This window comes from Bradyrhizobium sp., from assembly GCF_049798375.1.
GTDB lineage: Bacteria > Pseudomonadota > Alphaproteobacteria > Rhizobiales > Xanthobacteraceae > Bradyrhizobium.
In genome coordinates, this window is the sequence record NZ_JBARGP010000597.1 from 1 (window position 1) to 5387 (window position 5387).

The 5387-nt window shown below is 65.0% G+C and carries 4 protein-coding genes and 1 pseudogene; 4 read left to right on the top strand and 1 reads right to left on the bottom strand.

From position 1 onward, the window contains the following. The 3 genes from WA702_RS24000 to WA702_RS24010 form a co-directional block, all read left to right on the top strand. A partial coding sequence (locus WA702_RS24000; RefSeq protein WP_425113044.1) for a hypothetical protein occupies positions 1-1411 on the top strand: 1411 nt, incomplete at its 5' end. A 62-nt stretch (positions 1412-1473) separates the two neighbouring features. After that, positions 1474-2664, top strand: coding sequence for an ATP-grasp domain-containing protein (locus WA702_RS24005; RefSeq protein ID WP_425113047.1), 1191 nt, complete (start codon positions 1474-1476; stop codon positions 2662-2664). After that, entirely contained in the window at positions 2661-4175 is a 1515-nt protein-coding gene (locus tag WA702_RS24010; RefSeq protein WP_425113045.1) for a pyridoxal phosphate-dependent decarboxylase family protein, read from the top strand. Before WA702_RS24005 ends, WA702_RS24010 begins: the two co-directional genes overlap by 4 nt. 188 nt (positions 4176-4363) lie before the next feature. Here the strand turns inward: WA702_RS24010 and flbT are convergent, their stop codons facing one another. After that, positions 4364-4798: a flagellar biosynthesis repressor FlbT gene (gene flbT, locus WA702_RS24015; RefSeq protein WP_425113046.1), complete on the bottom strand. Its 435-nt coding sequence runs from the start codon at positions 4796-4798 to the stop codon at positions 4364-4366. A gap of 376 nt (positions 4799-5174) precedes the next feature. Here flbT and WA702_RS24020 point away from each other — a divergent pair. After that, positions 5175-5387: pseudogene (locus WA702_RS24020) on the top strand (flagellin); the annotation flags it as partial.

A 5387-nucleotide genomic window follows, 5' to 3' on the forward strand; every position in this document is an offset into this window, starting at 1 on the left:
CTGTTTCTCATCGAGCACGGCTTCGCCGATTTCCGAACGTGCCTATGCGGGCGCCGAGCGGGCGCGCGAGCAGCTGATGCATGCCGCGATCGGGCTCGGCCTCGACGAGGCGCTCGACCGGCGCACCGAGGAGATGCGGCACGAGCTGAGAGCGCATCTGCAACTGCCCGCCGATGTCGAGATCGTGTTCTCGCCGTCGGGCACGGATTCGCAGCTTCACGCGCTGGCGCTGACGCGCGCGCTACTCGGCGAGCGGCTGACGACCATCGTGGTGGCTTCCGACCAGACCGGAAGCGGCACGCCGGCGACCGCGCGCGGCTATCATTTCAATACGCGGACGGCATCCGGCATCACCGTGCGCAAGGACACGTCGATCGCCGGCCTCGCCGGGGAGAGCATCGCGCTGCCGCTGCGCGACGGCACCGGGATTGCGCCGCGCGCCGACCATGCGGAGGCCGTGCTCGGCGCCGTCAAGACAGTAATCGCGCGCGGCCATGCCGCGATGCTGCAGATCATGGATTCGTCCAAGCTCGGCTGGCGCACGCCCGATCAGGATTGCCTCGATAGCATTGCGCGCTACTGGCCCGGGCAGGTCCAGCTCGTCGTCGATGCCTGCCAGATGCGGCTCGGGCGACGCCGTTTGCGCAGCTATCTCGATCGTGGCGCCATGGTGCTGATCACGGGCTCGAAGTTCTACGGCGGACCCGCCTTCAGCGGCGCGCTGCTGGTGCCGGGCATGCTCGCACGCGCGCTGCAGCGGCGTGGTGCCGTTGCGGACGGGCTGTTCGATTATGTCGGCCGCAACGACTGGCCGATGGGCTGGACGGCGCAACGCGCGCGGTCCGTGCCGCGGCCGAATCTCGGTCAGTGGCTGCGCTGGGAAGCCGCGCTTCAGGAGATCGCATCCTATTACCAAGTGCCGGACGGGTTCCGTGCGTTTGCGTTGCGCGAGCTCGGCCAAGCGATCGAATCTCGGCTGATCCGATCGCCGGTGCTGCGTCCGGTGATGACAGAGCGCGGCGACGCCGACGACGATGAGTTCGCGTTGCCGACGCTGTTTCCGTTCGCACTTCAGCGCGAGGGGCAGCTGTTGGCCGCCGAGGATTGCCAGCAGGTCTATCGCGCGCTGCGTCGGGACCTGGGCGGCGTCGGCAGCAACGCTTCGGAGCGCGTGATTGCAGAGCGCCGATGCCTGATCGGGCAGCCGGTCCGGATCGAGCGCACCGGAGCTGCGCCGACGGCTGTGCTGCGGCTGTGTATCGGTGCGCGCCAGGCGACGGAGACATGGAATACGGATGCGGCGGTCGCGCGCGCCAATCTCGATCGCGAGATCGGCCGGCTCGCGGACGTCGTAGCAAAAACAGAGCTCCTTGTGTCGCATGTGAGCAGCCTCGATTTGGGGAAGGTGTGATGCAGTCTGAAATGCTGGCGCTCACGGTCGAGGCGCGCGCGCAATGTGCAGATCGTATCGGCATGGCGAAGCTTGCGAAGGCATCGTTCGACGGTCGTGATCTCAAGCCGCTCTGGGCAGAGCTGATTGCCAAGCTGCTCGACGGCACGGCGAGCGCGGGCGAGGGGCTCGACGTTGCGCTGCTCGCGCAACTGCTCGGCGACAAGATAGCCGGCTTGGCGATCCAGGACGAGGTCCTGAAATCGCACCAGTTGTTCCGTTCGCCATGCAAATCGGAGACGCCGCGGTTGCGCGTGCTGGCGCTGGCCGCGGCCACCGACATGGGCAGCAACACGCCGATCGAGTTCCTGCTCGAGAACACCGGGATCGAACTGATGATGCTGCACGTGATTCCGGATGCGGAATTGCCGTCGCCATTGCCTGATCACGACGTTGCCATCGTCATCGCCTCCGACTCCGAGGATTGCCAGCACACGCTGCGCAAGATCGACGAGGTCGCGGCGCGCTGGCCGCGGCCGCTGCTCAACCCGCCGCAGCTGATCTGCAATCTGGATCGCGACAAGCTGTACCGGCTGCTCGCCGACATCGACGGTCTCGTCATGCCCGCAACCGTCCCGGCGGAGCGCGCGCCACTGGTCGAGGTGGCCGAGGAGCGGGAGTGGTTGGCGACGATCGCGCCCGACCTTGCATTTCCGATCATCATCCGGCCGCGCGGTTCGCACGCCGGCGTCGGTCTTGAGAAGATCGGCGAGCCTATCGAGCTTTCGCTTTATCTCGACGAGCGCGATGAGCAGGAGTTCTTCATGGCGCCATTCATCGACTACGCCAGCGAGGACGGCTTGTTCCGTAAATATCGCGTCGCCTTCGTCGATGGCCAGCCTTATGCCTGCCACATGGCGATCGCGAGTCGCTGGGACATCTGGTACCTCAACGCCGGCATGGGCGCCAGCGAGGAGAAGCGGCGCGAGGAAGCGACCTTCATGCAGACGTTCGACATCGGCTTCGGCCGGCGTCACGGCACCGCGCTGGCCGCGATCGCCGCGCGCGTCGGGCTCGACTATTTCATCATCGATTGCGCCGAGACCAAGGACGGCGCGCTGCTGGTGTTCGAGGCCGACAACACCGCCGTGGTCCACGACATGGATCACGCCGACATCTTCCCCTACAAATCACCGCAGATGCAGAAGGTGTTCTCGGCTTTCGCGGCGATGCTGGAGCGGCATGCCGTGCAGGCAGCGGAGCAGGTGGCATGAGCATCGTTGCGTCGGATCTGGAGACCGCCACGCAAGCGAAGCAGACACTCGATCCGCAGGACTGGGAGGCGATCCGCGCGCAGGGTCATCGCATGCTCGATGACATGATCGACTACATCGCGGAGATTCGCACCCGTCCGGTCTGGCAGCCGATTCCGCCAGAGGTTCGCGAGCAGTTTCGCGCGCCGCTGCCGCACGCGCCGAGCGAGCTGGCCGAGGTCTATCGCGAGTTCTCCGATTTCGTCGTGCCCTACGCGACCGGCAACGTCCATCCCGGCTTCATGGGATGGGTGCATGGCGGCGGCTCGGCCGTGGGAATGCTGGCCGAGATGCTGGCCGCCGGCCTGAATGCCAATCTCGGCGGACGCGATCACATGCCGATCGAAGTCGAGCGGCAGGTGGTCGAATGGACGCGCCAGATGTTCGGCTTTCCCGCCGGCGCCAGCGGCATCTTCGTCACCGGCACCTCGATGGCCAATCTGATGGCGGTGCTGGTGGCGCGCCGCTCCGCGCTCGGCGTCGCGGTCCGGGAGCAGGGCGTCGGCGGTGATGGCGAGCTGCTGCGGGCCTACACGTCCAGGGCCGCGCATGGCTGCATCAGCAAGGCGATGGACATCGTCGGCCTTGGAAGCCGCTCGCTCCGCAGCATCGCGGTCGACCAGATGCATCGCATCGAGGTCGCGGCTTTGCGCGAGGCGGTCGCGCGCGATCGCGCAGATGGCTTGACGCCGTTTCTGGTGGTGGCCTCGGCCGGCACGGTCGAGATCGGTGCGATCGATGATCTTCGCGAGGTCGCAGCATTCTGTCGTGACGAGAAGCTCTGGTTCCACGTCGATGGTGCGTTCGGTGCGCTCGCGATCCTCTCGCCCGAGCTTGCACCGCGACTTGCGGGAATCGAGCAGGCGGATTCGATTGCGCTCGATTTCCACAAATGGGGGCAGGTGCCCTATGATGCCGGCTTCCTCATGGTGCGCGACGGTGAGCGCCATCGTGATGCCTTTGCGCAGCCTGCCGCATATCTGCGCCGGGAGACGCGCGGGCTCGCGGCCGGAAAGCAATGGCCGTGCGATCTCGGACCCGATCTGTCACGCGGCTTTCGCGCGTTGAAGACCTGGTTCACGCTGAAGACGTTCGGCACCGACAGGCTCGGCGCCGTGATCGCGCAGACCTGCGAGCTCGCGAAATATCTGGAAGCGCGCATCCTGGCCGAGCCGCGACTCGAGCTGTTGGCGCCCGTCAATCTCAACATCGTCTGCTTCCGTTACCGCGCGGAGGACGCCAACGCCGTCAATGGCGAAATCGTCGCCGATCTCCACGAAGCCGGCGTTGCCGCGCCTTCGAGCACGATGCTGGATGGACGGCTCGCGATCCGGGCGGCGATCGTCAACCACCGGACCGCGAGATGCGACATCGATGCGCTGCTTGCAGCGGTGCTGTCGTTCGGAGCGCAGCGGACGATCGCAGGCGCAGTACCCTTGATCGAGGTCGAGGCGCCGCCGCTCGCGCCGTGAGCCGCGAAGAACGAAGGAAGGGTCGAGCGAAGCGATACCGAACGCGGTTCGGTCGATAAGAATGATGAGCTTCGCAAGGGCTCAACCCATCTACAAGATCCACCAGATCGATCAGATCAGCCGGCCGGCGAACGGGATCGAACCGGGCGGGGGGGCCGGCTCTGCGTCGCGCAGAGCCGGATGCGACTTCACGCTGCGGTGACGGCCTGGGTCTGCTCGGCGCCGGTCTTTTCGGCTTCGGCCTGCTCCAGCAGCTTCTTTTCGTAAGCGACGAGCTTCTTGGCTTCCTTCAGCGCCTGATAGAGATCACCGTTGAGGATATGGCCGTTGATCGCTTCGATCAGCGGCCACGAGCTCGGCACCGTGGTGATGATGTCGCGCAGCAGGTTGAAGTAGGTGCCGTGGCTGGCGTCGCCGTTTGGCGAGATATACATCAGCTGGACCGCCAGATAGACGAGCTTGGCCGGCGTGTCGGCGGTCTCCGGCGTCAAGATGTCTTTCTCACGCAGAATCGGGACGTTGTCGCCGTCGATCAGCAGACGTGCGCGCTGATCAGTATTGGTGATCACGCAGGAGCCGATGATGATGCGTTCATGCGGCTTGAGTTCGACTTTCAAAGCCATCCATGTTCTCCGCTGCCGCTTGATGAGGGGCCGGCGACAAGGCTACCGCGACGCTCACGGCAGGCGCTGACCGGTCATGCCGGGGCGGTCGACGCGAGGGCAATCCTTTCCGAACAAGGTTAACAGTTGGTAAATGTCGCCCGCCATTTGGTAAATGCGCTGAGTTATCAAGGCCCTCCCGGAGTGCCCTAGGCGGTAACCCGCGGCGCAAATCGACGCGGACGCGCGGCAGGCCGGTTCAGCCGCTCTGCCGCTTCAGGCTTTGTTAGCCAGTCTCGTTCACCTTAACCGTGTCACCTGATCGCGAAGTCGTTCACGGCGGCACCCGATCCTGAAGGATCGGTTCGACTATGTTTCACACCAGAAAGGTATGAATATGACTGGTATTGTTCTCTCGGCTTCCGTGCGTCAGAACCTGCTCTCGCTGCAATCCACCGCTCAGTTGCTTGCCACGACGCAGAACGACCTTTCCACCGGTAAGAAGGTCAACTCGGCTCTCGACAACCCGACCAACTTCTTCACCGCCCAGGGCCTCGACAACCGCGCTTCCGACATCTCCAACCTGCTCGATGGTATCGGCAACGGCGTG

Excerpts from the sequence above, each read along its gene's own strand:
- WA702_RS24005 (WP_425113047.1), top strand. The coding sequence starts at position 1,474 with ATGGCGAAGCTTGCGAAGGCATCGTTCGACGGTCGTGATCTCAAGCCG.
- WA702_RS24010 (WP_425113045.1), top strand. The coding sequence starts at position 2,661 with ATGAGCATCGTTGCGTCGGATCTGGAGACCGCCACGCAAGCGAAGCAG.
- flbT (WP_425113046.1), bottom strand. The coding sequence starts at position 4,798 with ATGGCTTTGAAAGTCGAACTCAAGCCGCATGAACGCATCATCATCGGC.